This is a genomic window from Pseudomonas sp. FFPRI_1 (assembly GCF_055384485.1).
This window is the reverse complement of the sequence record NZ_AP029168.1, coordinates 5,273,829-5,297,671: the sequence shown is the minus strand read 5'-3', so window position 1 is coordinate 5,297,671 and position 23,843 is coordinate 5,273,829. Positions and strand designations below refer to the sequence as shown.

Annotated in this window: 20 protein-coding genes; 10 read left to right on the top strand and 10 right to left on the bottom strand. The window is 63.1% G+C overall.

The genetic code is table 11. From position 1 onward, the window contains the following. Positions 1 to 15: 15 nt before the first annotated feature. On the bottom strand, positions 16 to 981 hold the full coding sequence (locus ACZ5BO_RS23415; protein ID WP_464696628.1) for an AraC family transcriptional regulator: 966 nt from the start codon (positions 979 to 981) through the stop codon (positions 16 to 18). A gap of 66 nt (positions 982 to 1,047) precedes the next feature. Here ACZ5BO_RS23415 and ACZ5BO_RS23410 point away from each other — a divergent pair, with 66 nt between their 5' ends. Then, positions 1,048 to 1,926, top strand: coding sequence for a sterol desaturase family protein (locus tag ACZ5BO_RS23410; protein WP_464696627.1), 879 nt, complete (start codon positions 1,048 to 1,050; stop codon positions 1,924 to 1,926). Between the two features lie 41 nt (positions 1,927 to 1,967). Here the strand turns inward: ACZ5BO_RS23410 and ACZ5BO_RS23405 are convergent, their stop codons facing one another. Further along, positions 1,968 to 3,173, bottom strand: coding sequence for an MFS transporter (locus ACZ5BO_RS23405; RefSeq protein WP_464696626.1), 1,206 nt, complete (start codon positions 3,171 to 3,173; stop codon positions 1,968 to 1,970). A gap of 123 nt (positions 3,174 to 3,296) precedes the next feature. Between ACZ5BO_RS23405 and ACZ5BO_RS23400 the strand changes: the two genes are divergently transcribed. Together ACZ5BO_RS23400 and ACZ5BO_RS23395 are read left to right on the top strand one after the other, a co-directional pair. After that, positions 3,297 to 4,196, top strand: coding sequence for a LysR family transcriptional regulator (locus ACZ5BO_RS23400; RefSeq protein ID WP_025126512.1), 900 nt, complete (start codon positions 3,297 to 3,299; stop codon positions 4,194 to 4,196). 92 nt (positions 4,197 to 4,288) lie between these two features. Further along, the gene (locus ACZ5BO_RS23395) at positions 4,289 to 5,149 is read left to right on the top strand and encodes a DUF2242 domain-containing protein (RefSeq protein WP_464696625.1); all 861 of its coding nucleotides are present in this window, start codon (positions 4,289 to 4,291) and stop codon (positions 5,147 to 5,149) included. A gap of 5 nt (positions 5,150 to 5,154) precedes the next feature. Here ACZ5BO_RS23395 and aceE read toward each other — a convergent pair whose 3' ends face one another. Further along, positions 5,155 to 7,830: a pyruvate dehydrogenase (acetyl-transferring), homodimeric type gene (aceE, locus tag ACZ5BO_RS23390; protein ID WP_464696624.1), complete on the bottom strand. Its 2,676-nt coding sequence runs from the start codon at positions 7,828 to 7,830 to the stop codon at positions 5,155 to 5,157. 158 nt (positions 7,831 to 7,988) lie between these two features. Here aceE and ACZ5BO_RS23385 point away from each other — a divergent pair, with 158 nt between their 5' ends. Continuing rightward, a complete protein-coding gene (locus tag ACZ5BO_RS23385) occupies positions 7,989 to 8,459 on the top strand; it encodes a MarR family winged helix-turn-helix transcriptional regulator (protein ID WP_025126515.1) in 471 nt (156 codons plus the stop codon). An 11-nt stretch (positions 8,460 to 8,470) separates the two neighbouring features. Here the strand turns inward: ACZ5BO_RS23385 and ACZ5BO_RS23380 are convergent, their stop codons facing one another. From ACZ5BO_RS23380 to ACZ5BO_RS23370, 3 genes are all read right to left on the bottom strand, one after another. Continuing rightward, positions 8,471 to 9,559, bottom strand: coding sequence for a transketolase-like TK C-terminal-containing protein (locus tag ACZ5BO_RS23380; protein WP_464696623.1), 1,089 nt, complete (start codon positions 9,557 to 9,559; stop codon positions 8,471 to 8,473). Between the two features lie 368 nt (positions 9,560 to 9,927). Beyond that, on the bottom strand, positions 9,928 to 10,968 hold the full coding sequence (locus ACZ5BO_RS23375) for an AraC family transcriptional regulator (RefSeq protein WP_464696622.1): 1,041 nt from the start codon (positions 10,966 to 10,968) through the stop codon (positions 9,928 to 9,930). Between the two features lie 3 nt (positions 10,969 to 10,971). Next, on the bottom strand, positions 10,972 to 12,102 hold the full coding sequence (locus ACZ5BO_RS23370) for a carbon-nitrogen hydrolase family protein (protein ID WP_025126518.1): 1,131 nt from the start codon (positions 12,100 to 12,102) through the stop codon (positions 10,972 to 10,974). 75 nt (positions 12,103 to 12,177) lie between these two features. Between ACZ5BO_RS23370 and ACZ5BO_RS23365 the strand changes: the two genes are divergently transcribed. The 5 genes from ACZ5BO_RS23365 to ACZ5BO_RS23345 all read left to right on the top strand — a co-directional run bounded on the left by ACZ5BO_RS23365 (position 12,178) and on the right by ACZ5BO_RS23345 (position 18,695). Next, the gene (locus tag ACZ5BO_RS23365; protein WP_464696621.1) at positions 12,178 to 12,357 is read left to right on the top strand and encodes a hypothetical protein; all 180 of its coding nucleotides are present in this window, start codon (positions 12,178 to 12,180) and stop codon (positions 12,355 to 12,357) included. Between the two features lie 368 nt (positions 12,358 to 12,725). Beyond that, the gene (locus ACZ5BO_RS23360) at positions 12,726 to 13,793 is read left to right on the top strand and encodes a fatty acid desaturase (protein WP_464701357.1); all 1,068 of its coding nucleotides are present in this window, start codon (positions 12,726 to 12,728) and stop codon (positions 13,791 to 13,793) included. 182 nt (positions 13,794 to 13,975) lie between these two features. Next, the gene (locus ACZ5BO_RS23355) at positions 13,976 to 15,121 is read left to right on the top strand and encodes a serine hydrolase domain-containing protein (protein WP_464696620.1); all 1,146 of its coding nucleotides are present in this window, start codon (positions 13,976 to 13,978) and stop codon (positions 15,119 to 15,121) included. 313 nt (positions 15,122 to 15,434) lie between these two features. Next, entirely contained in the window at positions 15,435 to 17,474 is a 2,040-nt protein-coding gene (locus ACZ5BO_RS23350; RefSeq protein WP_025126521.1) for an NADPH-dependent 2,4-dienoyl-CoA reductase, read from the top strand. Positions 17,475 to 17,765: 291 nt separating this feature from the next. Continuing rightward, positions 17,766 to 18,695, top strand: coding sequence for a 1-aminocyclopropane-1-carboxylate deaminase/D-cysteine desulfhydrase (locus tag ACZ5BO_RS23345; RefSeq protein ID WP_464696619.1), 930 nt, complete (start codon positions 17,766 to 17,768; stop codon positions 18,693 to 18,695). On the opposite strand, the gene ACZ5BO_RS23340 is transcribed toward ACZ5BO_RS23345, so the two are convergent. From ACZ5BO_RS23340 to ACZ5BO_RS23330, 3 genes are all read right to left on the bottom strand, one after another. Beyond that, positions 18,686 to 19,240, bottom strand: coding sequence for a cytochrome b (locus tag ACZ5BO_RS23340; RefSeq protein WP_464696617.1), 555 nt, complete (start codon positions 19,238 to 19,240; stop codon positions 18,686 to 18,688). The two genes, ACZ5BO_RS23345 and ACZ5BO_RS23340, sit on opposite strands and share 10 nt — an antisense overlap. Positions 19,241 to 19,440: 200 nt before the next feature. Beyond that, positions 19,441 to 20,268, bottom strand: a complete 828-nt coding sequence (gene phnX / locus ACZ5BO_RS23335; protein ID WP_464696616.1) for a phosphonoacetaldehyde hydrolase — start codon at positions 20,266 to 20,268, stop codon at positions 19,441 to 19,443. Positions 20,269 to 20,370: 102 nt separating this feature from the next. Next, a complete protein-coding gene (locus ACZ5BO_RS23330) occupies positions 20,371 to 21,480 on the bottom strand; it encodes a 2-aminoethylphosphonate--pyruvate transaminase (RefSeq protein WP_464696614.1) in 1,110 nt (369 codons plus the stop codon). 110 nt (positions 21,481 to 21,590) lie between these two features. Between ACZ5BO_RS23330 and ACZ5BO_RS23325 the strand changes: the two genes are divergently transcribed. Then, positions 21,591 to 22,451: a LysR substrate-binding domain-containing protein gene (locus tag ACZ5BO_RS23325; RefSeq protein WP_025126526.1), complete on the top strand. Its 861-nt coding sequence runs from the start codon at positions 21,591 to 21,593 to the stop codon at positions 22,449 to 22,451. A 358-nt stretch (positions 22,452 to 22,809) separates the two neighbouring features. Here the strand turns inward: ACZ5BO_RS23325 and ACZ5BO_RS23320 are convergent, their stop codons facing one another. Beyond that, positions 22,810 to 23,697 carry a LysR substrate-binding domain-containing protein gene (locus ACZ5BO_RS23320; RefSeq protein ID WP_025126527.1) on the bottom strand — a complete coding sequence of 296 codons (888 nt, stop codon included), beginning with the start codon at positions 23,695 to 23,697 and terminating at the stop codon, positions 22,810 to 22,812. Positions 23,698 to 23,843: the final 146 nt, after the last annotated feature.

Below are 23,843 nucleotides of genomic sequence, written 5' to 3'. Positions count from 1 at the left end.
CGGCTCGAATAAACCTCAGCTGGCCGTGCTTTTCCAGCGCTTGCGCGCATGCAGGTAGGCGGCTTGATCGTTGTAACCCAACTGCAGGGCAATCTGCGCCCGGGACTCGCCTTGCAATTCCAGGTGCATTTCCACTTCGGCGCGGGTCTGGTCCAGTAACTCGCGAAAGCTCAGCCCCTGTTCCTCCAGGCGCCGGCGCAGGGTGCGCGGGGTTTGGTGCAGGCGCGCGCACAGGCTTTCCAGGGTCGGTGATTGGCCGCCTGCCAGGGCCTGGCGACAGGCCGCAGCCACTTTGCCAGCCCAACCGCTCAGGCGTCGGTGCAGGGCCACCCGCCGATCCAGCTCCTCGCTCAGCAGTTCCAGCATGCCGGCGTGACGGGTTTGCAACGGCAGTTGCAGGCTGTGCGGGTCGAAGTAGAAACGGTTGGCCGGGCAATCGAACTCGATCCGCTCGCCGAACCAATGAGGGTAGTGCGCGTGATAGGCCGGGCGCGGGTGGCTGAAGCAGGCTAGGACCGGCCGCACAGCAACGCCGGTGCCACGGCGCAACTGGCTGATGGACATGACGCCATAGTGCTCGATCAGGTAGCGACCGAGTTCCAACGACGTGTCGATATGCACCTCGACACCCGCCCCCCTGGCATCCGCCACCCACTGCACGCGGTCAGTATCCGAGCCCAAGGGCGCATAGCGCACCCAGAACGCCATGGACGCAGCTACATCCGCGCAATAGAGGCTGGCGTGGGCGATCACGTGCCAGTCCTGGGGCGTGAAGCGTTCGAACAACTTGAGGCCAATGGCCGGCTCCACTGCTGCCGCGGCGCGCCACAGTTGCTCCAGGTGCAGCAGGTTGTAGTCCTGCCGGGGGGTGGTGTTCTGGTCATCGAGAAAGCGTTGCAGGACTTCACCCAGGCGCCCGCGATGGAAGCGCGGGGCCACGCGGTTGGCCGGATCTCGCTGGATTCTGTCCATTTCGCGCATAGAGAGGGCTGCCTTGCTGATCTCTAATGGTCGGGCGTTGCCCATAAGGATAAGAGCGAGAATGCCATGAACCACGACTTGCTGACCAACAACCCGCTGTTGATCGTTTCGGCGATCTTTGTGTTTTTCATCCTCCTGGAAATCGCCTGCTCGGCCTTTCGCCAACCTCGCGGCCAGCGCCGCGATGTGTTGATCGAGGCCGTGGGCTCAAGCCTGTTGCTCGGTGTGACCTTTCCCCTGGTGATGTGGACCAGCGGCGCGCTGATGGACTTGGGATTGCCCCAGGCCAAGGGCGCACTGGCGGATATACCCTGGGTGCTGGGCCTGCTGCTGTTTCTGGTCTTCGATGACATGACCCAGTACTGGTGGCACCGTCTGACCCATCGGGTTCCGGCGTTGTATGCGTTGCACCGCGCTCACCATTCAGCGCCTTACATGAGCATTCGCATCGTCTACCGCAACAACAGCTTCTATTACCTGCTGATGCCCGGCATCTGGTTTTCCGGGGTGCTGATCTACCTGGGGTTGGCGCCGGTCTACTATGGCTATCTGATCCTCAAGATGACGGTGATCTTCGCCGCCCACAGCAGCGTGGCCTGGGATGACAGGCTGTACCGCATCGGTTTTCTGCGGCCGCTGATGTGGTTGCTGGAGCGGGTCTTTTCTACCCCTTCCACCCATTCGGCGCACCACGGCCTGAGCGCGGAGGATGGCGTGACCCATTACAAGGGCAACTTCGGCAATCTGCTGTTCCTCTGGGATGTGCTGTTTGGTACAGCCAAGATCACCCGGCGCCGGCCCGCTACCTACGGCATCGAGCACTTGGCGCCAGTCAACTGGAAGGAAGAGCTGTTCTGGCCGCTGGTACGCAGCCGCAAGGCCCACTCCAGTGTGCCCTCAAAGGTAGACGGGGCCTTGCCCGCAGGTTCTTCGGCAGAGGGCTAGAGACCCGGCGGGGTAGGGCCCGTGGCCGCCTGGGCCGGGTTTCAGCCTCGTGCCGGAAAGCCTTGGCGCCGGGCGTTCAGCGCCACCAGCAGAGTCACCAGCAACAGGGCGGCAATCACCCAGGGAAAGGTCGCCACCCCTGGTCCTTGCAGCAGCAGGGCGCCGCCCAGACCGCCGCCGGCGATCGCCAGGTTCCACAGGGTCACCAGCATCGACTGCGCGGTGTCGGCGTGCTCGCCGGCAGCCTTGGCCAGGGCGGTCTGCAGCAAGGTGGCCATGCCGCCGAAGGACAGCCCCCAGATAGCGACCGCCCCATAGATCGCCACTGGCCTGTCGCCGAGCAGCCCCAGCAGCAGGGTCGAGGCGATAAACAGCAGGCAGCTGGCCAGCACCAACTCACGCAGCCAGCGGTCGATCAGCAGGCCCACCAGCCAGATGCTCAAGAGCGCGGCGAGGCCGAATACCAGCAGTACCCGCTCGATCTCCCCGCCAAGCCCGGCCGGCTCCAGAAAGGGCGCGATGTAGGTGTAGAGAATGTTGTGCCCCAGCACATAGGCGAAGGTCACGAGCAACACCGACCTGATCCCCGGCAGGGCCAGGACCCGGCCCAGCGACAGGCGCTTCTGCGCCCGCAGCCCGGGGAAGTCAGGCACCTGTAGCAGCACCCAGCCGATCAGGCCCAGGGTCAGCAGGGTCATCACCGTGAAGCTCATGCGCCAGCCCAGCAGGCTGCCTAGCCAGGTCCCGGCAGGCATGCCGATCGACAGGGCCAGTGGCGCGCCGAGCATGGCCAGGGTAATCGCCCGGCCCTGCAAGTGCGGCGCCACCATGCGGCTGGCATAACCGGCCAGCAGGGCCCAGAGCAGCCCGGCGAAGACCCCGGCAAAAAAACGGGCCACCAGGATCAGGCTGTATTCGGTGGAGAGCGCGGTCACGCTGTTGACCACGGCGAAGCCGCCAATGGCGATCAACAGGAGAGGCCGGCGCCGCCAGCCCTGAGTGAGGAGGATCAGTGGAATGGCAGCCAGCAGCGAGCCCAGGGCGTAGAAGGTCACCAGTTGGCCGATCAGTGCCGGCGACACGCCGAGGTCGAGGCTCATCTGCGGCAGCAGGCCGGCGGGTAAAGTCTCGGTCATCAGGGTGATGAACCCGGCAGTCGCCAGGGCCAGCAGGCCGCCGACAGGCAGTCGCTCGCAGGGTTCGGCAGGCGCTTGCGACAGTTCGCAGGCATTGACGGAGTTGTTCATTGAAGGGCCCCGATGGGTTGGCTCAGAAGTGAGGGGCCTAGGGTAGGGCGCTGTGCATGGCGGAAAAATAGGCTAAGGTTCCGAACTTATCGGACACAGATGTCCTTAATCTTGGAGCGCACTATGGACTGGCTGGGCAGCATCCCGGTGTTTATGCAGGTCGCGGAAACCCGCAGCTTCACCGAAGCGGGGCGTCTTCTGGGGGTGTCCTCCTCGGCGGTGGGCAAGAGTATCGCGCGCCTGGAAGAGCGCCTCGAAACCCGACTGTTCCATCGCACCACCCGCAGTATCAGCCTGACTGCCGAAGGCGCCGGCTTCCTTGAGCGCTGCCGAAGGATCGCAGCCGAGGTCGAGTCCGCCGAGTTCCAGCTGTGCGATTCCGCCAGCGCGCCGGTGGGCAAGCTGCGTATCAGCGCGCCACAGGTCCATGGCCTGTTGATGCCGGTATTGGCGGAATTCATGCAGCGCTATCCGCAGATCGAGCTGGATGTGGACCTTTCCGATCGCATGGTGGATGTGGTGGAGGAGGGGTTTGATCTGGTGGTGCGCACCGGCAACCCCAAGGATTCGCGATTGCTGGCCCGGCAGTTGGGGCGTTTTCGCATGGTGCTGGTGGGCAGCCCCGATTATTTTCAGCAGCGCGGTGTGCCGCACACCCCGCAGGATCTGCGCAGCCATGCCTGCCTGCGACATACCTTTCACCACACCGGCAAGCTTGAGGCCTGGCCGTTCAAGGCCCAGGCCGATGCGCCGGAGCCGGTGCTGCCGACCCGCCTGACCAGCAGTTCCATCGAGGCGGTGGAGCATGCCGCGCGCAGTGGACTGGGGATCGCCTGCCTGCCGGACTTCATGGTCCAGGCTGCGGTGCGCCGTGGCGAGTTGCAAACCGTGCTCGACGAATACCTGGAGCACAACGGTGCCTTCTGGGTGCTGTGGCCCTCGAGCCGGCATGCGGCGGCCAAGCTGCGGGTGCTGATCGCGCACTTGAGCGAGCGACTTTTTCCGGCAAACGGTGGTCAGTAGAGGGGTATGCAATCTAAGGCACCAATTACCCGCGCTGCGGGACCTTGATCTGTTGCACAATACGCGCCGGAGCGTTTTCCTCAGGATTTTCGATGTTTAAATCATTTCATCTGCGCGCCACGGCCGGGGTGTTGCTGCTGTCTGCGGTGGCCGGCTGTTCGTCGCACAAGACCGCCATCTACGAACATGAAAGCTTCGATGATTCCGGCACGTTTTCGCGCAATTACCCGGTGAGCGATGCCGCTTCCTGTGAAGCCGCGCGGCGTGCGCTGCTCAGTCAGGGCTACATCATCACCAGCAACGATCCGAAACTGGTCAGCGGCCACAAGAGCTTCCAGCAGACCGGCGAGACCCACCTGGAAATCAGCTTCAACGTGGTCTGCGCCCAGGATGGCAGCGGCGATCAGCGTTCGACGATGTTCGCCAACGCCCTGCAGGACCGTTATGCGCTGAAGAAGGTGAACAACTCGGCAAGCCTCGGGGTAGGGGTGCTGGGCTCGGTCTCGATGCCGATCGGTTCCACCGACGACTCGATGGTCAAGGTGGCCAGCGAAACGGTGTCGTCGGCCAAGTTCTATGACCGTTATTTCGCTTTGGTGGAGCTGTTCCTGCCCCAGGAAGTGAAGAAGGCCGCGCATATCGAAGAGAAGCCCAAGGCCGACCTCGGGGTGCCTGAGGTCAAGCCCGAGGCCAAGCCCCTGGCCCCGGTGGCCGAACCGGCAGCAGTAGCACCGGCGCCAGTACCGGCCGCTGTGGCCACTCCTGCCAGCGAGCCCGAGCCTGCGGCATCCCAGCCGCTGGCGCCGCCCGCCGAGGCCGCTCCGATCGTTCCGGCAAGCCCTGCCCCGGCCAGCGAGCCGGCACCGGCGCCTGAAACCATCACCCCGCCACCGGCCAGCCATCTGCCACCACCCAGCGAGCCGATTCCGGCCCTGCCGAGCAGCGGGCACTAAGGCGCCTACACCGAGCACGGGTCGACTTTTTCAGTGTCGATCCGATAGCGGCTCAAGGCTTCGCCGACCTGGCTGTAAGGGATTTTTCCGTCATCGGCCAGGGCTTTCAACGCCGCCACGGCGATGAAATGCCGGTCCACTTCGAACAACTGCCGCAGGTTTTCCCGGGTGTCGGACTGGCCAAAGCCATCGGTGCCCAGGGCGACGAAGCGCCGGCCCTCGACGAAGGGGCGGATCTGGTCGGCGAACAGTTTCATGTAGTCGGTGGCCACCACCAGCGGGCCCTGATGGCCTTGCAGGCATTGCTCGACATAGGCCGCTCGCCGGGGCTGCTGCGGATGCAGCAGGTTCCAACGCTCCGCCGCCTGGCCCTGGCGGCGCAGTTCGGTGAGGCTGGTGGCGCTCCAGATGTCGCAGTGCACGCCGAAGTCCTGTTCCAGCAACTGTCCGGCGGCGATCACCTCGCGCAGGATCGAACCGCTGCCCATCAGTTGCACCCGTGGCGCCTTGGCGTCCTTGGCGGTGCTTGAGCTGAAGCAGTACAGGCCCTTGAGAATGCCCTCGCGAGCGCCTTCGGGCATGGCCGGCTGCGGGTAGTTTTCGTTGAGCAGGGTGATGTAGTAATACACGTCCTCCTGCTGCACATACATGCGTTGCATGCCTTCGTGGATGATCACCGCCAGTTCATAGGCGAAGGTCGGGTCGTAGGAGACGCAGCAGGGGATCACCGACGCGAGGATATGGCTGTGGCCGTCGTCATGCTGCAGGCCTTCGCCCATCAGGGTGGTGCGTCCGGAAGTGGCGCCCAGCAGGAAGCCCCGGGCCCGCGCATCGCCGGCGGCCCAGGCCAGGTCGCCGACCCGCTGGAAGCCGAACATCGAATAGAAGATGTAGAAGGGCAAGGTCATGAACTGGTGATTGCTGTAGGAGGTGCTGGCGGCGATCCAGGAAGACATTGCCCCGGATTCGTTCAGGCCTTCCTGCATGATCTGGCCGTCCTTGCTCTCCTTGTAGTAGCTCAGTTGCCCGGCGTCCTGCGGGGTATAGAGCTGGCCCACCGCCGAGTGAATGCCGATCTGGCGGAACAGGCTTTCCATGCCGAAGGTGCGTGACTCGTCGGGCACGATCGGCACCACCCGCTTGCCGATCTCCGGGTCCTTGAGCAGGGTGCCGAGAATGCGCACAAAGGCCATGGTGGTGGATATCGCCCGGTCGCCGGTGTCCTTGAGCTGGGTGGCGAAGGTCTCCAGGGCCGGGATCTGCAGCGGCGCGCAGTCGTTGAAGCGAGCCGGCACACAACCGCCCAAGCGGCTGCGTCGGGCAGCGAAGTAGCGGGCTTCCTCGCTGTCCGGAGCGGGCTTGAGGTAGGGCATGTCGGTTAGCTGGTCATCGCTGACCGGCAATTCGAAGCGATCACGGAAAGCCTTGACCGCGTCGGCGCCCATCTTCTTCAGCTGGTGGTTGATGTTCTGGCCTTCGCCGGCTTCGCCCATGCCAAAGCCCTTGACGGTTTTCGCCAGGATCACCGTTGGCCGGCCGCTGTGGCGTACCGCAGCGGCGTAGGCGTTGTAGACCTTGAGCGGGTCGTGGCCGCCCCGGGAGAGCTTCCAGATCTGTTCATCGGAGAGGTCGGCCACCAGCTCCAGCAGCTGCGGGTACTTGCCGAAGAAGTGCTCGCGCACATAGGCGCCGTTCTGCGACTTGTAGTTCTGATAGTCGCCATCCACGCATTCCATCATGCGTTGGCGCAGCAGGCCGCTGCGGTCCTTCTCCAGCAGCGCGTCCCAGCCGCTGCCCCAGATCACCTTGATCACGTTCCAGCCGGCGGCGCGGTACAGGCTTTCGAACTCCTGAATCACCTTGGCGTTGCCCCGCACCGGGCCGTCGAGGCGCTGCAGGTTGCAGTTGACGACGAAGATCAGGTTGTCGAGTTTCTCCCGCCCGGCCAGGGAAATCGCCGCCAGGGATTCGGGCTGGTCCATCTCGCCGTCGCCGAGGAAGGCCCAGACCTTGCGCCCCTGGTGCTGCTTGAGCCCGCGCAGTTCCAGGTAGCGCATGAAGCGCGCCTGGTAGGCCGCGGTAATTGGCCCCAGGCCCATGGACACGGTGGGGAATTGCCAGAAGTCCGGCATCAGCCTTGGGTGCGGGTAGGAGGAAATCCCCTGGCCATCGGCTTCACGGCGGAAGTTGTCGAGCTGGGTGGCGCTGATCCGGCCTTCGAGGTAGGCGCGGCCGTAGATGCCGGGGGAGGAGTGGCCCTGGATGTACACCATGTCCCCGTCGAAGTTGTTGCTGCGGCCACGGAAGAAATGGTCGAAGCCGACATCATAGAGCACGGCCGCCGACGCGTAGGTGGCGATGTGGCCGCCGACGCCTGAATGCTGGCCGGCGCGCAGCACCATGGCCATGGCGTTCCAGCGGATCATCGCGTTGAGCTTGCGCTCGGTCTCCAGGTCGCCGGGATAGGGCTGCTGCCGCTCAGGTGCGATGGTGTTGATATAGGGTGTGGTCACCCGCCCATGGAAATCGCCGTGGCGTGCCACGTCGAAATCCAGCAACTGGTCGATCAGGTAATGGGCCCGGGGGCGACCTTCCACCGTCAGCACCGACTCCAGGGAGTCGAGCCATTCGCGGGTTTCCTGGGGATCGTTATCGAGGCTTGCAGTGTTGTTCTGGGTCATACCTGGCTCCGTGTTGGGCGGGTTCCAGCGCGTGGATTCTTGTGGAATCGGAGGGTCTCTGGCACCGGAAAAGTAATTGCAATTGCAACTACATGAGCGAATTTATCCCGGCATGCGCTACTATTGCAACCCTTCTTCAAACCCGCGGATGGTGTGGCATGTCTTCAAAAGAGCCCGATGTCTGGTTCCGTTTTGTCAGGGCTCACAGGACGGTGATTCGGGAAATCGAGCGCCGCCTGGCCCAGGCCGGATTGCCGGCCTATGCCTGGTACGACGCCCTGTGGGGCCTGGAAAGCGGCGCCGAAGGCACGCGGCGCATGCATGAGTTGGCCGATGTGCTGGCCATCGAGCGCTACAACCTCACGCGCCTGGTGGACCGTCTGGAAAAAGACGGCCTGGTGCAGCGCTCGCGCTGTGAGGGCGATGGCCGTGCGGCCTTTGTCAGCATCACCGACGAAGGGCGAAAACTGCGCAAGAAGATGTGGAAAATCTACGAAGCGACAGTCGCCGAGCTGTTTCTCTCGCAATTGGACAGCGAGCACAAACACGCCTTTGCCGATGCACTGGAACGCACCGCGGCCCTGGCCCGGGCGGCGGCCAGCGGTGGCGAGGCACGCTCCAAGGCCTGAGCCGGGCGCCGTCATGGCAGGCCGTAGGTCGCCATCGCCTGTTTCACACACTGCATGGGCAGTTGCCCGGCGTCCGCCAGGCTCTTGAGGGCCAGTACGGCGATCCAGCGTGCCTCGGGGCAGCGTCCGCGTCGTGGGTCGCGGGCAGCATCGAAGGAGTCGGTGCCCAGGGCCACCAGCTCGGCCCTGAGGTGAGGGCGCAGTTGTTCGGCCACCGCCTGGCCGTAGCCGGTCACTGCAAGCACCGGTGCCGAATCATCCGCCAGGCAGCGCTGCAGGTGTGAATCGCGCTTTTCCTGGCCTGGATGCAGGTGGTTCCAGTGCTGTGCCGCAGCCGCTTCCCGCGCCAGGCGAGTGTAGCTGGGGCAACTCCAGAGCTGGCTGGCCACGTTCCAATCCCGCTGCAGCAGATCTGCCGCGGCCCTGACCTGGGCAAGCGCCCGGCCGGCGCCCAGCAGGCGCACGCGCCTACCTGCTGCATGCGCAGCGGTGTCCGCCACTTTGTACATGCCCTGCAACGCGGCCTGCCTTTGCTCGGGCGTCAGTTCCAGTTGCAGCTCATGGTCATGCAAGGCCAGGTAGTAGAAACCTGGCTGGCCCTCGACATACAGGCGTTGCAGAGCCTCCAGGACAATCGCCTCGGCCTCCGCGCCAGTGGCCGGATCGAAGGGCAGGCAGTGCGGGTTGTGGGCCAGCCACAACGCCAGCGATGGGTCGGCACCCTTGGGCCATGGGGAGGTCCGGGTCTCACTGTCGTTGCACAGGATGCCCCGCGCTGCCGTCTCGGCACTGACCGCACACAACTGCGCCGAGGAACTGGAACGGTGCAGATAAAGCAGGGGCTTTTCCGCGCTATCAGTGCAGAACCACAGCGGCCAGGCGCTGATCCGGGTACTTCGCGGTGGTGCGCCGTGGCTGCGCACCACAAAGGACTGGCGCGCGGTGCGCCGGTCCAGCTCCAGGGTATTGGCCATCTCCAGCACGGTATTGAGTGGCGAGCCGCCAGGGTTGCGCACGCTCCTGAGCAGATCCAGGCAGGCCTGGGCCGCCTGTTGAGCAAGGGCCGTGTGGCGAGTGGAGAACAGTGAGGATGGGTTCATGCTTGGCGCCGTCCGCAGGGGGGAGAGCGGCTACCCTAACGGATTGGCAAATATGATTGCAATTGCAATCATTGCAGTTGCATCTGTGTCCGAAGGTTAAATTTCTCATGGGCTGTTACGTTTTAATGGTAGAAATCCTGACTTGGGGGGTAGTATTTTTTCTGTCATCCCGGCACTTTATGCTGATCCCGATGGTCATTAGGTCCAGGGTTATTCAACAAGGTCAGTCAATAACGGAAAAAGGAGTCCGCCATGGACGAATACCAAGAGGAACTGCTGGAGTATCAAGCTTTCGAGCTGGATCCTCTGGAACCCGCAGACGACGCCACCGAGCTGTAACGCCGGTGGCGTTTTTTTTTGCCGTTTTTCTAGCCGAACTGCCGCTGGCTGCGGCGAAATTCCCCAGGGGTCTGGCCAGTCCAGCGCTTGAACGCCCGTTGAAACGCCTCGGCTGAGGCAAAGCCCAACAGATAGGCAATCTCCCCGAACGCCAGTTCTGTATCGCGAATGTAGGTCATGGCCAGGTCGCGGCGGGTGTCATTGAGAATCGCCCGGAACTGCGTCCCTTCTTCCGCCAGCTTGCGCCGCAAGGTCCAGGTCGGCAGCTTCAGGCGCATCGCCACTTCTTCCAGGTCAGGCTCGCGGCCACCGTTGAGCAACGGCCCCAGCATTTGAATGATGCGTTCGCGCAGGCTGCGGGTGCGAGTCAGTTGCTCCAGCTCGCTTTCGCACAGTTGCACCAGATGCCGCCAGGTGCTCGGGCAATGTTCCGGGTTGCGCAGGCCCAGGCTGGCCTGGCTCAGGCGCAACTGGTTCTGTTCGGCGCCGAAGTGGATGGGCGTGGGGCCGAGCACGGCGTAGGCGTCGTGGTAGTCGGGGCGCTCGAATTCGATATCGATATGTTCAGCGTGGATCACCTGACCGGCGACGCTGGACAGCTGCTGCAGCCAGCCGGAGATGATCGAGTCCACCACAAAGCGGTTGTAGGCGTTGTACGGGCTGATGGAGTAGAAGCGCAGCCAGGCGCCGTCGGCGTTCTCGTGAAAGCTCGATTGGCCACGGTAGTTGGAGCCGTACAGGGCTTCGAAACGGGTCAGGCAGCGGGCGGCTTCGCGCACGGTGGGGGCCTGTGCGGCGGTGACTCCGGCCAGCCCGGCCTGGCTCAGCCGGCTGAGGCGGCCCATGCGCAGGCCCAGTGCCGGGTCGTCGGTGAGCAGGATCGCCGCATGCCCCAGGCGCATGTAGCGGGGGATCGACAGCCGGGCCCCAGCCTGCGCCAGCCGTGCCGCGTCGAGAGCGTATTGCTCGAGCAGCGGGTCCGGGTCCAGGCCATGGCTGCGCACCGCGTCCGCCAGGCTGTGGACAAAGCCCACCGACAAGTCCCCCAGGCGCATCGGCGGAGTTTTCATCGGTTACAGCCAGATGTTCAGCAAGCGGGCACCTCGGGCATCTTCATCGGCAAAGGTCTGGCCGTTGCGGTTGATGAAGCTGTTGCCGCTGCTGTGCTGGTCCCAGAACTGGCCACGCAGGAACACACTGGCTCCCGCGCCGGCAAGACTGCTGGGAGCCCGGCTGGTGAGGGTCAAGCGGTGCCAGGCATCGCCCTCGCTGGCTTCCTCGGGCTTGAGGCTGACTTCGCTGGGAGTGGTAATGCTCTTGAAGCCGCGCCAAGGTTTGTCCCAGCTGTCCTTGCCGAGGATAAAGGCCGGTACCGCTATCAACTGGGCGTTCTGTTCGTCGAGCTTGCGGTAGTTGGCCGGGTACCAGCTGTCGCTGCCGATCAGCACCCCAAGGCGGCCTGCCGGGGTATCGATGACCTGCACCGTTTGCTTGGCATCCCCTTGTACGTAGCCACTTTCGGCGTAGGTCGGGTAGATCTGGCGCTGAGGCTGGCCGATCGGCAGGCCATCGCTGCCAAATACCAGGCTGCTGTTGTACAGGGCGCCGCTGCCGATTTGCAGGTTGCCCTGGCTGACGCTGGGTTCCGGCAGGATGATCGAGCCGGCCACCAGGGTTACATGGAACTCCTTGGCCAGGCCGCCAAACAGCTGTTGGTAGTCCTTGGCCATCTTTTTCGCCTTCATGCGCAGGTGTGCGTCGTCCAGGCGGCTGTCACCCTTGGCCATGAGCAATGCCTTGAGGAACGGCAGCGGGTTGCTCACCGCCAGCCAGTTCATCGCTTCTTTCAGGGAGGTGGCCTGGTACAGCTCGTTCTTTTCGCCACTGACCATCAGCCAGGTGCCAACGTGTTCCGGCAGCACGACGATGGTCTTGTCATTCACCAGGCCCTGGTCACGGGCCTGTTGCAGGTAGGCCGCGAGCTTGCGATGCAGGCGCTCGGTGCTTTGGTAGTCGGTGGGGAACAGCTCTGGCTGAATCGCCAGCAGGTTGCCGTGATCGGCAGGCACTCCCTGGTCGACGGCGAGCTGGATGCGCAGGTCCGACAGGTAGTGCGCCCCTGGGCGGTCGCGGGTCCAGACTCCGTAACTGGTGAGGGCGGCGAGCAAGGCCAGGGTGAGGATGGTGTAGAGAAGTTTGCGCATGGGAAAACAGTCAGCGGCCGAGTGCTGGATCGTGACATTTCTCTGAAATCTGTACCAAAGGTACAGCAAAACAACATGTTAGAACGTTTTTTGGCTGAAATGGCAAGTTTTTCAGCAATGCGCCGGGTTTTCGCCGTCAGGTTGATCGAGGTCGGTGTTGCTGGCCACCTGGGCCCTTTCTGCTGCTGGTCGGCGCAGGAAAACCAGGCCTGGGATGCCGGCAGTCTTTCCTGGGGGCACAGGCGCAGCGAATAACCCGTCCAGCGAGGTATTCCACATTGGGTTCGGGTTCTGACGGTATCTAGTGTGATGTTACGGATTCTACGGGGTTATTCCTGTTCCACATTTTCTTATTGAGCTTAAAAGTAGTGTGGGATGTGACTTTTTAGAGAAAGTTGCTTTGAAAGTTTTCGGTTAATTGACGTAAGTGTCGAGTTTTCCTGGACTTTATAGTGCGGGTTTAGACTGGCTGGTCATTCATAACAGATGTAGTTTTATCTGGCGGGTCAGGCCGCCGCTTAGCAGGTGTAACGTTATTTCCGGGCCTTTAATTTTTTTTGCCATTAAGCTGTGCTTCCCTAATCGAGCTCGTTCCCAGCCATTTTATTCAAGAGGATGAAATGATGAATCTCTTAGAAAAAGAGTATGACGGTGATCATCCAATGACCGATCAGCAACTAAGTGAAGAGGTCAGCAGGAAAATCACCGAACACAGTAACGACTTGCGAAAGCGCTATCCGATCTTGAGTTATCAAAATGCCATTGGTTCAAGTGTCATGGCTTTTTCGATACTCGGGATGCTGGTCTCCGGCAGTCTGTATGTGAAAGGCATCATACCGGCCTGGTTATGTATTCTGGTGAACGCATTAATGACATCGTTCATTCATGAACTTGAACATGATCTGATTCACCGGTTGTATTTCAGAAAGCAGCCTTTGGCGCACAACTTCATGATGCTGCTGTGCTGGCTGGCCCGCCCGGGGATGCCCAGCCCCTGGGTTCGGCGCAATCTGCACTTTCATCATCACAAGGAGTCGGGAACCAGTACCGATGTCGAAGCCTGGATCACCACCAGCGGCAACCCCTGGGGCCTGCTGCGGTTGCTGAAGCTGGTGGATGGTTTCCTGTTTGGCTTTGCGAATGCCGTGCGTGCCCCGGGTTGGCGGCAAAAGATGCATCTGCTAGGCAAGATTATTCGCCTCAATACGCCTCTGGGGTTTTTGTACTGGGGGTGCTGGTACGTATTCCTGGGTTATCACTTATACACCTTGGCCGCGCCGTTGCTGGGCATGGACCTGCATATTTCAGCCGCGACCTTGCAGGTGATGAATGTAGTCGATAGCGCAGTGGTCATTGTTGTTGCACCCAATATGATTCGGCAATTCTGTCTGTATTTCATCAGCTCCAACATGCACTACTACGGTGATGTCATGCCGCGAAATGTGCTGCAGCAGACTCAAGTGATGAACCATTGGTTGTTGTGGCCGTTCCAGTTGTTCTGTTTCAACTTTGGCAGTACTCACAGTATTCACCACTTTGTGGTGAGGGATCCTTTCTATTTACGCCAGATGACAGCGCCCTATGCTCATAAAGTTATGGCGGAGGCGGGGGTCAGGTTTAATGACCTCGGAACTTATCGACGCGCAAATCGTTTTGCGATGAATACTACCCAGTTCTCGTCAAGAGGCTGAGTCAGCTTGTAATACACAACAGCATATTAATGGTTGGGGCGAGCTTCCTTGTAATACAGGAGGCGGGCTAATTCCTGGGCGCGATTTGCCTGTATCCATATGACTCGAAGGCCAGCAGTCAGTTTTATTGTGGATGAGAGTTACAGCCTGGGTCGGTATTTTAAACGAATGGAGTCTTGGTAATGGAAGCAAAAGGGACGTGTGCTAATGGGTTCGAAGCCGTTCAACGCGCTTTTGAAGCAATGTTCGATGATCCCCATGAGTTTGGTGGGGCGGTTTGCATACAAGTCGGCGGCGAGACGGTTGTCGACTTATGGGCCGGTGTGGCAGATCCGCAGGGCGAAAAACCCTGGGACCGCGATACCCTGGGCAATACCTTCTGCACGGTAAAACCCTTTGCTGCGGTAGCGCTGCTGATGTTGGTGGAGGAGGGTAAGCTGGACCTGGATAAACCGGTGGCCCATTACTGGCCTGAGTTCGCTCAGGGCGGCAAAGGCCAGGTCACCCTGCGCCAGGTCATGGCTCACACTTCGGGCATTCCCGCACTTCGAGCGCCAAACCATAACGCCAAGATGTATGACTGGGAGCACATGACTGAAGTCCTGGCGGCGGAGCCATTGTGGTGGGAGCCGGGGACGGACATGGGGTATGCCACCACCGTCTACGGCTGGATAGTTGGCGAGATGATCCGTCGGGCCGACGGTCGGGATCCTTGCACCTTTATCCATGAGGAGATCTCGCAACCCAATGAGCTGGATGTGCATCTTGGAGTGGATGAGCAGCACTTTCATCGCATCGCCCACTATGGCGATTCCAAAGGCCGGGTAGGGGATCGCTATGCGGAGGATTTACGCCAAGTGCTGATCAGCCAGCCATCCCATGTGGCGACATTGGCCTTCACCAATCCGGGCATGGTGCCCAAAAGAACCTCCGATCCTCGCTGGTGGGGCTATCAGCAACCCGGCGTGAGTGGATACGGCACAGCCCACGGCCTGGCCGGTTTTTATAGCGCGCTGTTGGGTGGGCGGCTGATCGGGCCTGAGTTGCTGAGTGAGTTCACCCGTGAGCACAGCAATGGCATGGACCGCATCTGGATGCGACCCATGCGCTACGGGCTGGGCTGCATGATGGAGCAGCCGGACGACCCGGCGGCTTCCCATGGCATGGGACCCAATACCTTTGGTCATATCGGGCTGGGGGGGCCTATCAGTTTCGCTGACCCCGATCGCGATGTGAGCTTTGGTTTTGTCACCACCACCTCGGGCCGTCACATGATGATCGACCCTCGTGCGCGGGAACTGGCCGAACTGGCGTACGCGGCGCTCTAGAGGTTGCAGTGCTGCGCCGTGGCCACGAGGGGTGTCTTCGCGGTCGCGGCGAGGCTGCATCAGGCTCCCGGTTTGTACCGTTGAAGCCTGCACTCTGCTGCCATTGATCGGTGTCCTGCATGGAGGCCGATAACCTGGCTGTACCTCCCCTGGCGCTGAGGTCGTTGCGGTCAAGGGCTGTGCGTTTTGGTCATCAAGTTGTCAGTTACGGTCATTGAGCCTCGGGTGATGTGCTCTTAGTCTTTGCAGCACTACTGATGGAAGCCGCAGAGCTTCCGCATTTTTCCGTGATTGCCCGATCTGGAGTGACACCATGGCTGCCGCACCTTACCCGCACCTGCTGGCCCCCCTCGACCTGGGGTTCACCACCTTGCGCAACCGCACCCTGATGGGCTCGATGCACACCGGCCTGGAAGAGAAGCCCGGCGGCTTCGAACGCATGGCGGCGTACTTTGCCGAGCGCGCGCGGGGCGGCGTGGGCCTGATGGTCACCGGCGGCATTGGTCCTAACGACGAGGGCGGGGTCTACTCCGGCGCGGCCAAGCTGACCACCGAGGAAGAGGCCCTCAAGCACCAGATCGTGACCCGCGCGGTGCACGAGGCCGGCGGCAAGATCTGCATGCAGATCCTTCATGCCGGGCGCTACGCCTATAGCCCCAAGCAGGTCGCTCCGAGCGCGATCCAGGCGCCGATCAACCCGTTCAAGCCCAAGGAGCTGGACGAGGAAGGCATCGAGAAGCAGATCCGTGATTTCGTCACCTGCTCGACCCTGGCGCAGAAGGCCGAGTACGACGGTGTCGAGATCATGGGCTCGGAAGGTTATTTCATTAACCAGTTCCTGGCCGCCCACACCAACCACCGTACCGACCGTTGGGGCGGCAGCTATGAAAACCGCATGCGCCTGCCAGTGGAGATTGTCCGCCGGGTGCGTGAGGCCGTGGGTCCGAACTTCATCATCATCTTCCGCCTGTCGATGCTCGACCTGGTGGAAGGCGGCAGCACCTGGGAAGAGATCGTGCAGTTGGCCCAGGCCATCGAGCAGGCCGGTGCGACCCTGATCAACACCGGGATCGGCTGGCACGAAGCGCGGATCCCGACCATTGCCACCAAGGTGCCGCGTGCCGCGTTCAGCAAGGTCACGGCCAAGCTGCGGGGCTCGGTGAGCATTCCGCTGATCACCACCAACCGCATCAACACCCCGGAAGTCGCCGAGCAGATCCTCGCTGAAGGCGATGCCGACATGGTCTCCATGGCCCGGCCCTTCCTGGCCGACCCGGACTTCGTCAACAAGGCCGCCGAAGGGCGTGCGGACGAGATCAACACCTGCATCGGCTGCAACCAGGCGTGCCTGGACCACACCTTCGGCGGCAAGCTGACCAGTTGCCTGGTCAACCCCCGTGCCTGCCACGAAACCGAGCTGAACTACCTGCCGGTCAAGCAGATCAAGAAGATCGCCGTGGTCGGCGCCGGCCCGGCCGGGCTGTCTGCCGCCACCGTGGCCGCCGAGCGCGGGCACCAGGTGACCCTGTTCGATTCCGCCAGTGAAATCGGCGGCCAGTTCAATGTTGCCAAGCGGGTGCCGGGTAAGGAGGAGTTCTTCGAGACCCTGCGCTATTTCAAGCGCAAGCTGCAGACCAGCCACGTCGAACTGTGCCTCGACACCCGGGTGGACGTGGAGCAACTGGTGGCCGGCGGTTTTGATGAAATCATCCTGGCCACCGGCATCGCGCCACGCGTGCCGGCGATTCCCGGGGTGGAGAATCCCAAGGTCCTGAGCTACCTGGACGTGCTGCTGCAGCGCAAACCGGTGGGCAAGAGCGTGGCGGTGATCGGCGCCGGCGGTATCGGCTTCGACGTATCCGAGTTCCTGGTACACCAGGGCGTGGCCACCAGCCAGGATCGTGAAGCGTTCTGGAAGGAGTGGGGCATCGACACCCAGCTTGAAGCCCGCGGCGGTGTGGCCGGGATCAAGGCCGAACCCCATGCGCCGGCGCGCCAGGTGTTCCTGCTGCAACGCAAGAAGACCAAGGTCGGCGACGGCCTGGGCAAGACCACTGGGTGGATCCACCGCACCGGGTTGAAGAACAAGCAGGTGCAGATGCTCAACAGTGTCGAATACCTGAAGATCGACGATGCCGGTTTGCACATTCGCATTGGTGAGGCTGGCGAACCCCAGGTGCTGGCAGTGGACAACATCGTCATTTGCGCCGGGCAGGACCCGCTGCGCGAACTGCAGGATGGGCTGGTGGCCGCAGGACAGAACGTGCACCTGATCGGCGGCGCCGATGTGGCGGCCGAGCTGGACGCCAAGCGGGCCATCAACCAGGGCTCGCGCCTGGCGGCCGAGTTGTAATCGGGCGCTGATTCGCCCTGTTCACGATCCTCTGAACAGGGCGGGAAACGGCTGCAAAGGCGCCGTTCAGGCGCCTGTCGAATGAGCGTCTGCGCACCATTCCGGACATGGCAGGAGCCAGGTGGAACGGTCCCGAACAGGTTTCGGGCGTTCGCTTCACTGCCTGGGCTCTGCCCTTTCCTGGGCCTCCAGCCTTGCCGTTCCCAGTGCCGCGATCGCTGCTTGCCGCTCCTGGCTGGCCCCTTGCCGCTGTGGTTACACTGGCACTCCTTTGCCCCTAGTAGTGTGTCGATGTCCTTTCCTGATTCCTTTGCTTGGCTCCCTCATGCACCGCTGCACCGGCTGGAGCTGGACTGGCTGTGCCAGGCCGGCGTCGAGGTGGCACTGCTGCGCCTGGACCTGATCGATCCACTGATTTCCGGCAACAAGTGGTTCAAGCTGGTGCAACACCTGGCGGCGGCGCAGCAGGCCGGTGCCCAGGGCATCATCAGCCTTGGCGGGGCGCATTCCAATCACCTGCATGCCCTGGCCGCCGCTGGCCAGCGCTTCGCCTTTCCCACGGTCGGGTTGTTGCGCGGCCATCCCCAGGACACGCCGACCGTGCTCGACCTGCAACGCTTCGGCATGCAATTGCACTGGCTGGGTTACGGCGGCTATCGAGCTCGCCACGAGGCCGGATTCTGGGGGCCCTGGCAGGCGCAGTACCCGCACTTGCATCCGGTGCCCGAGGGCGGCGGCGGTTTGCCCGGTGCCCTGGGCTGCCTGCCATTGCGTGATCAGGTGCAACAGCAGTTGTCGGCCCTTGGCTGGGATGACTATCACGGCTGGTGGCTGGCCGCCGGCACCGGCACGACGCTGGCCGGGCTGGTGCTGGCGGAAGATGGCGCGCACCCGGTGCATGGCGCGCTGGCGGTGCCGGACGATCATGGGGTGGCCCAGCAGGTTGAGAGTATTCTCAGGGCCGCCGGCCGGCCGGCGCAGGGTTACCAGTTGCTGGATGCCAGCCGTGGCGGTTTTGCCAAGGTCGACGAGCCGCTCCTGGCGTTTATCCGCAGCAGCGAGCAACAGTGCGCGGTGCCGTTGGAGCCGCTGTACACCGGCAAGGCGCTGCTGGCCCTGCATGAGCAGGTCCTGGCCGGACGGATTGCCCGGGGCAGCCGCTGGATCTTCGTCCATACCGGCGGCCTGCAGGGCCGCCGTGGGTTATTGGCTCAGGCTTGACCGCGCCTGCGCCACATCCGCTGCAGGGTGTTGTCGCGCATCACGTAGTGGTGATAGACCCCGGCCAGGGCATGCAGGCCAATAAGCCAGTAGCCGACAGTGCCCAACAGTTCGTGCCAGCTCTGCAGCTGCTTGGCCAGAGCCTTGTCCTCCGCCAGCAGCAGTGGCAGATCGAGCCCGTAGAACATCACCTGATGTCCTTTGGCGCTGGTGGTCAGCCAGCCGAGGATCGGCATGGCGATCATGAACAGATACAGCGCCCAGTGCATCAGGGTCGACAGCAGCCGTTGCCAGTGGGGCGGGGTGGGCAGGATCTTCGGCGCTACGCCCTGGGCACGAGCGAACAGACGCAGCCAGACCAGCGCAAACACTGTCAGGCCGAGCATGAAGTGGGCTTCGACAATCAGCGTGCGCCCACCGCTGCCTTTGGGAAAGATGCCGCGAAATTCGATACAGGCATAAACCACGGCCAGTAGCACCAGCATCAACCAGTGCAGGGCGATCGTCATGGTGCTGTAGCGAGACTCAGTGTTTTTCCAGGGCATACCGGACATCCTCGGTCATCAGGTCTGAAGCCTCCGTTCTTGAGCGACGGAGTGCTTTAACTGTAATCCGCTTTATGCCGGTCTGCCTGGGGCTGTGGCGGCTTTTATTGCATCCCTGCGCAGCGCTGGGGCGGTGGGTGGGTATAAAAAAACGGCGGCCCCGAAGGCACCGCCGTTTTTGTTGTTGCCCTGGGCCTGAATCAGTTGCCCTGGGGCATTTCCCCCCGGGCCAGGCGCTGGTTGATGTCGGCAATCACCTGGGGCAGGTCGGCGATGGTGTCGATCAGGTAGTGCGGGCGCGACGCCTCGAACAGCTTGTGGATGCGCTTGCGCTCGCTGGCCAGGGTGTCGCTGGCCAGGGCCCGGTAGCCTTCGTAGGTCAGGCCCAGGGCGTTGCCCGAGCAGGTCAGCGCCACGGTCCACATGCCGGCGCGGCGGCCTTCGAGAATGCCCGGCACGGTGTCGTCGATCTTCACGCAGGCGGCCACGTCGTCAATGCCCAGGGCGATCACGTTGGCCAGGGCCTGGGCCGGCCATGGGCGGCCGTTGGGCACTTCGTCGGTGGCCACCACGTGATCGGCGATGTAACCGTTGGAGGCAGCCAGGGCTACCACCTTGTCCATCACCTGCTTGGGATAGCCGGAGCACGAGCCGATCTTGATCCCCTGTTCGCGCAGTTTGGTGATCACCTCCAGGGCGCCGGGGATCAGTGCCGAGTGCTCGGCGATCTTCTCGATCTGCAACGGCATGAAGCGTTCGTAGATGGCGGTCACGTCGGCGTCAGTCGGGGTGCGGCCGAAGACCTTGCGGTAGCGCTCGGCCACCTCCGGCAGGTTGCACAGGGTGCGGATGTGGTCCCACTTGCCCATGCCCATGGGGCCGCGAGCTTCTTCGATGGACACCTGCACATCGAACTCGGCGAAGGCTTCGACAAAGATCTGGGTCGGGGCGAAGGAGCCGAAGTCGACCACGGTGCCGGCCCAGTCGAGGATCGCCGCTTGCAGCTGAGAAGGGTTGCTGTAGTTCATGGTTTCGATGCCTGTGTAGGAGCGAGCTTGCTCGCAAAAAAAGGTTCGGGATCGCGTCGCCTGATTCGCGAGCAAGCTCGCTCCTCCAGGCTCGGTGGGGAGTCAGATATCGAGGACTTCCATCTCTTGCAGCACCTGGGCAATGGCGGTGACGGCAGCCTGCATGCCGCGGCGGTCGACATGGCCGATGCAGCCTACGCGAAAGGTTTCGACCTGGGTCAGCTTGCCCGGGTAGAGGATGAAACCCTTGGCCTTGACCCGCTCGTAGAAATCCTTGAACTGGTAGCGCGGATCTTGCGGGGCGTGGAAGGTGACGATGATCGGCGCCTGGATCGCTGGCGGCAGAAAACTGCGCAGGCCCAGTGCGCCCATGCCATCGAGCAGTGTCTGGCAGTTGTCGGCGTAGCGTGCATGGCGCGCCGGCAGGCCACCTTCCTCGGTGTATTGCAGCAGGGCTTCATGCAGCGCGGCGACCACGTGGGTCGGTGGGGTGAAGCGCCACTGGCCGGTCTTGGCCATGTAGGCGTGCTGGTCGTAGAGGTCCATGGCCAGGGAGTGGGCGTTGCCCGCCGCCTGGGCCAGGGCGTCCTTGCGGGCGAAGACGAAGCCCATGCCCGGCACGCCTTCCAGGCATTTGCCGGAGGCGGCGATCAACGCATCGAAGGGGATTTCCCGGGCATCGATGGGCAGGGCGCCGAAGGAGCTCATGGCATCGATGATCAGGCGTTTGCCATGACGGGCGACGACCTGAGCGATCTCCGGCAGCGGGTTGAGGATGCCGGTGCTGGTTTCGCAGTGGATCAGTGCCACATGGGTAATGGCGTTGTCGGCTTTGAGCAGGCCTTCGACATCGGCGGCGGTAGTGGGCTGGTCCTCGGCGGTTTCAAAGGTGCTGAAGTCGCGGCCGAGCACTTCGCAGATCTTCGCCAGGCGTTTGCCATAGGCACCGTTGATCAGAACCAGAACCTTGCCGTCGCGGGGCACCAGGGTGCCGATCGCCGCTTCCACGGCGAAGGTGCCGCTGCCTTGCAGGGGCACGCAGTGGTGAGTGTCGGCGCCGTCGACAATGGCCAGCAGCTGTTGGCACAGGCTGGCGGTCAGTTGGTTGAAGCGGTCATCCCACGAACCCCAGTCGACCAGCATCGCCTGGCGGGTGCGGGCAGACGTGGTCAGGGGGCCGGGGGTAAGCAGGATTGGCTCGGCGATGCTCATGCTGTGTCCTCGAAAAGGTGGGGATGACGCTACGGGGACTAAATTGCAGTTTGCCTTGTCATCAATCAAATTGTTTGTTGTTATGCCAGTCATCAGTGAGGCCGATAGCTATGAACCTGTTTCAACTCCGCGCATTTGACGCCGTGGCCCGGGAAGGCAGCTTTACCCGGGCCGCCGGGCGGCTGTTCATCAGCCAGCCGGCGGTGACCGGGCACATCAAGGCCCTGGAGGAGCATTACCAGATCACCCTGTTGCGCCGCACCGCGCGCCGGGTGGAGCTGACCGAGGAAGGCATCAAGCTGGCGGCGATCACCCGAGCCATGTTCGGCCTGGCGGAAGAGGCCCAGGCAATGCTCGAGGCCAATCGGCAGCTATTGACCGGGCGCCTGGAGGTGGCGGCGGACGGCCCGCACCTGGTCATGCCGATGCTTGCCAGCCTGCGGGCGCGCTACCCGGGGGTCACGGTCAACCTGCGCCTGGGCAACGCCCAGGAAACCCTGGCGGCGCTGTTGTCCGAGCATGCCGACGTGGCAGTGCTGACCGAGGTCGAGCCGCGCAAGGGCCTGCACCTGCAAAGCCTGGGGGAGTCGCGGATGTGCGCGCTGGTGCCTCAGGGGCATCCCTGGTTGGAACTGGCCGAGGGCATTGCCATCGAGCAACTGGACCAGGTGATCATGGTGCTGCGCGAGCCGAGCTCGATTACCCGCCGCACCTTCGACGAGGCCTGCGTGCTGGCCAGGGTCCAGCCCCGGGTGCTGCTGGAGCTGGACAGCCGCGAAGCGGTGACCGAGGCGGTGGCGGCGCACCTGGGGGTTGGCATTGTCAGTTCGGTGGAGGTGGGCCACGACCCGCGGGTGCGCACGGTGCCGATCCGCGGTGCGGGGCTGGTCAACCGGCACATGATCGGCTGCGTGGAACGGCGTCGTGATCTGCGCCTGATCCAGGCGTTTTTCGCCCTGGCTCCAGCCTGAGCCCGCCTTCACTCTTGTAGGAGCTGGCTTGCCAGCGAAGAGGCCCGAAAGATCGCCTTCGCCGGAAAGCCGGCTCCTGCGGCGGCGGTGCCTGGGGGATCGCTTTCGCCGGCAAGCTGGCTCCTACGGTAGCGGCGCCTGGGGGATCGCCTTCGCCGGCAAGCCGGCTCCTACGGTGGCGGTGTCTGGGAGATTGCTTTCGCCGGCAAGCCGGCTCCTACGGTGGCGGTGTCTGGGAGATCGCCTTCGCCGGCAAGCCGGCTCCTACGGTGGCGGTGTCTGGGAGATTGCTTTCGCCGGAAAGCCGGCTCCTACGGTGGTGGTGCCTGGGGGATCGCTTTCGCCGGCAAGCCGGCTCCTACGGGGCGGTGGGGGAGGCCAGGCTTTCGCGTACCAGGTCGAGGAAGGTGGCGACGATCCGTCGTGAACTCTGTTCGCGCAGGCACACCAGGGTTTCGGTCAGGCGCCGCTGGCAGTCGACGATCGGCAGGGCGCAGACCCGGGCGTCGGCGCCGAACTCCGCCGCCGAGACCACGCCCACGCCAATGCCCACCACCACCGCTTCACGCGCGGCTTCGCGGCCTTCCACCTGGATGGTCGGGCGGATGCGCAGGCCGGCGCGGTTCATTTCCTCTTCCAGGGTCTGGCGGGTCACCGAGCCGACCTCCCGCAGTACCAGGGGCGTGTCGTCCAGGTCGGCGAGGCAGATGGACTGGCGGCCGGCCCAAGGGTGGTGGCGGGAGACGAACGCCACCATCGGGTCGTTGCGCAGGGTCAGAGACAGCAGGCGCTCGTCGTCCACCGCCCGCCCCAGCAGAGCCAGGTCGGCCTGGTAATTGAACAGGCGCAGCAGCGACTCATCGGTGTTGCCGGTTTCGATCTTCACATTGATCCCGGGGTACAGCTCGCAGAACCGGGCGATCTGCGGCAGCACATGTACCGGAGCATCCACCGCCAGTACCAGGCTGCCGGTCTGCAAGGCCCGGGACTCTTGCAGCAGCTCCTTGGCTTCGGCCTCCACCACGAACAGGCGCTGGGTGATGGCCAGCAGGCGCTCGCCCAGGTCGGTCAGGCGCACCGAGCGCTTGTTGCGATGAAACAGCAGCACCCCGAAGCGCTCTTCGAGCTTGCGCACCTGGTCGGAAATCGCCGGCTGCGTCAGGTACAGGCGTTCGGCGGCCCGGGTGAAGCTGCCGTGCACCGCCACGGCGTGGAAGGCTTTCAATTGGGCGTGGGAAACCGACATGGGCCAATCCTCTTACAAGCTGAGCTTATATTTGAAATACGATAAATCGATTTCATTTATTAGTCAGTAATTGCTTCCATCCCTGCAAGCCCCGTGACCGGTCGGTCGACCGGCACCGGGCCCTGATGCCTGTGCGTGCAGCTTCG